Source organism: Streptomyces sp. NPDC005181 (genome assembly GCF_040608395.1).
GTDB lineage: Bacteria > Actinomycetota > Actinomycetes > Streptomycetales > Streptomycetaceae > Streptomyces.
Genome location: NZ_JBEXID010000221.1, coordinates 1 through 2,464, shown reverse-complemented (window position 1 = coordinate 2,464; position 2,464 = coordinate 1). Strand labels below are relative to the sequence as shown.

General features: G+C 67.6%; 4 protein-coding genes. 2 read left to right on the top strand and 2 right to left on the bottom strand.

Annotated features, from left to right (window positions below):
* Positions 1 to 41: 41 nt before the first annotated feature.
* Both ABZV38_RS40120 and ABZV38_RS40115 read right to left on the bottom strand, forming a co-directional pair.
* The gene (locus ABZV38_RS40120; protein WP_356333877.1) at positions 42 to 311 is read right to left on the bottom strand and encodes a Ca2+-dependent phosphoinositide-specific phospholipase C; all 270 of its coding nucleotides are present in this window, start codon (positions 309 to 311) and stop codon (positions 42 to 44) included.
* A gap of 191 nt (positions 312 to 502) precedes the next feature.
* Positions 503 to 1,528, bottom strand: coding sequence for a PP2C family protein-serine/threonine phosphatase (locus tag ABZV38_RS40115; protein ID WP_356333875.1), 1,026 nt, complete (start codon positions 1,526 to 1,528; stop codon positions 503 to 505).
* 418 nt (positions 1,529 to 1,946) lie between these two features.
* On the opposite strand from ABZV38_RS40115, the gene ABZV38_RS40110 reads away from it, so the two are divergent.
* The gene (locus ABZV38_RS40110) at positions 1,947 to 2,255 is read left to right on the top strand and encodes a hypothetical protein (RefSeq protein ID WP_356333873.1); all 309 of its coding nucleotides are present in this window, start codon (positions 1,947 to 1,949) and stop codon (positions 2,253 to 2,255) included.
* A complete protein-coding gene (locus ABZV38_RS40105; protein WP_356333871.1) occupies positions 2,246 to 2,374 on the top strand; it encodes a hypothetical protein in 129 nt (42 codons plus the stop codon). The genes ABZV38_RS40110 and ABZV38_RS40105 overlap by 10 nt, the downstream gene beginning before the upstream one ends.
* Positions 2,375 to 2,464 lie beyond the last annotated feature (90 nt).

Genomic DNA, 2,464 nt, shown 5'->3' with positions numbered 1-2,464 from the left:
ACCCCCGCTCCGACAGCCGCTGACCACTCGGTCACCAGCCGTCACCACACACCCGAAACCGTCACACGCTGCGGTCGCACTGAATGTTTGCGCAGCGACGCGTGCGAGTACCACAGATTGTCGGGGTCGGATTCGCCCTGAATCTTCTTCTCAGCGAAGGACACTTCGCGGTGGTAGCTGTTGTGCGAGCCCAGCATTTGGATCTGGTTCATCCGGACCGGTGCGTGGTCGCTGGCGTCCGCGGCCGCAGTAAGCGTGCCAAGGCCGAGGGCAACTGCCGTGCTGACGACTGTAAATGGACGTATACGCATGACCCGAATCCTCGCCGGTGCGCATGGTCATCAGACGAAGCCCGACCAACCTCACAGGGAATGCCTCCCCAACAACACCGTGTTCCCGAAGGGGTGTTGTGACCGGCCGTCGCGCACGTGCGGGCGCTGTCAGCATGCGTCGATGCCCTGGGCCGACTTCGTGCGCCGTGGTCCGAAAGGCCCCTGGACCCCTACGCGAGCCTGAGAGCGATCACGGCCCGGTCGTCGTCCGCTCCGACCGACCACTTGTCCGTGTCGGCCTTGATGAAGGACACGAGAGCTTCGGGGTCCAGATCCCTGCGGCCGTCGCCGAAGTGATCTGTCAACCGGTCGATCACCGGATAGAACTCGCCACCGGCGTTCCGGGCCTCGCTCACTCCGTCCGTGTACAGAAGGATCACTTCCCCGGTCTGCAGCGGGTGAGTGGTGACCTCGGCGTTCCCGGGGCCCAGGTCGCCCAGGCCCAGAGGCGGGGCCGGGGTGGTGTGAAGCCGTTGCGTGCCGTGCGATGTGAGTTTAAGGGGTGACGGATGCCCGCGGTCGACGATCCTCACCGAGCCTCCGGCAGGTGGGAATTCCAGCAGGAGGGCCGTGACGAACAGCTCTTCGTCGCCGGCCGGGCGTCCGGAATTGCGGGCGATGCTGAGCTCCAGGCGGTCCGCGAGGCGGCTCAGGTCCGTCCACTCGTGCGCGGATACCCGGAAGCTCCCCAGGACAGTGGCGACCGTCTGAACCGCATTCAGTCCCTTCCCGCGTACGTCTCCGAGGATGACCCGGACGCCGAACGGGGTCTCGCACAGTTCGTAGAAGTCACCACCGACCAGCGTGCCGTCCTCGCCCGCCTGGTAGAAGCTCGCTGCCTGCACCGGACCGAGCTGGTCCGGGAACGGGCGCAGCAGCGTCATCTGCATGGCCTCGGCTACGGAGCGGGCGTGGACCAGGCTGGCCTCGGCCCGGATCCGCTGTCGAGAGAGCGCGACGCTGGCGATGCCGATCAGCAAGGTGGTGGTGTAGAGGGCCAAGTGGTGCTGTTCGTCGAAGTGTCCGGGGCGCCGGGACGCCATCCACATCTCCAGCCCCAGGCATACGACGGTAATGCCGGCGGTGTGCCGCGGGCTCCGGGTGGCCGCCGCCATGGGCGGGGCTCCGACCAGCAGGAAGCTCAGGGGTTCGCGGCCCTGGACCAGCACCAGGTCCACTACCACGTCCACGGTCATCAGCAGCAGGGGAAGCCACCAGACCCACGTCCTGTCGCTGCCAGGCCGAGGACGCCACCGCGGCGGCCCCTTGATCCTTCCCGCGCCCCCCTTACCGGCATGTGACATAGAGGAACCTTATGCATATCTGACCTGTTTCTTCGCATTGCGGGTGATGAAAGGTCAGAGCGTACGAGTCGCCCGCACAGTGCGGTGCCGCGGCCGCACAGCTGTCCGGCCGGCAGGCGACAGGCCGGACAAGCCTGCCCCGACGGCTGGCCGGCTGTGGACCGGTGACGCAGGTCAGCAACAATGCGCGCGGCCATGGCCGCTGTGGCTGCCAAAGACGATGGCCGACGCGCTGACCTCACCGTAAGATCCAGGCTTCGACGCGAGCCCGGTCCGGGCCCGGGTCCGTACGTCCTGTGGGGGACCGCTCATGACTGCTTCGCTACGGGCGTTGCGCGCCCTCGCCCTGCTGGCCGGCTTCTGCCTGATGGGTGTGGCGCTCCTGGCGGTGCTCATCGCGGCCGACTGGGTACTGCTCACCAGGCCTTTCGTGACACAGTCCGTCCACCTCGTGCTGAGCGTGGTGGTCGCGACCGGGGCACTGGCGGTGCCGATCCTGCGCGGCATGTTCGCGTTCCGCGGCAGCCCGACGCGCTGGCCGAGCTCGCCGCCGCCCGGCGGCCTCCACGGCCGTCTCCGTACGACTCGCACCCGCCGACGTCCGAACGAGTGGCGCTGATCGAGGCGCTGCCCGACGACGGGTTGGCCGACGACCCCGCAGCGCCGTCGGCTCTGTCCCTCCTTCGTGACCAGGACGCCCTGCTGGTCACGCTGGAGGGGTGCACGCTGCCGACCTAGTGTTCTGCGCCGGGAATTCGATCAAGATATGAAGCGAGGCGTTGAAGGATCTCGTCGGCGTCCTTCGTCCAGACGAAGGGCTTCGGGTTG

Excerpts from the sequence above, each read along its gene's own strand:
- ABZV38_RS40120 (WP_356333877.1), bottom strand. The coding sequence starts at position 311 with ATGCGTATACGTCCATTTACAGTCGTCAGCACGGCAGTTGCCCTCGGC.
- ABZV38_RS40115 (WP_356333875.1), bottom strand. The coding sequence starts at position 1,528 with ATGACCGTGGACGTGGTAGTGGACCTGGTGCTGGTCCAGGGCCGCGAA.
- ABZV38_RS40110 (WP_356333873.1), top strand. The coding sequence starts at position 1,947 with ATGACTGCTTCGCTACGGGCGTTGCGCGCCCTCGCCCTGCTGGCCGGC.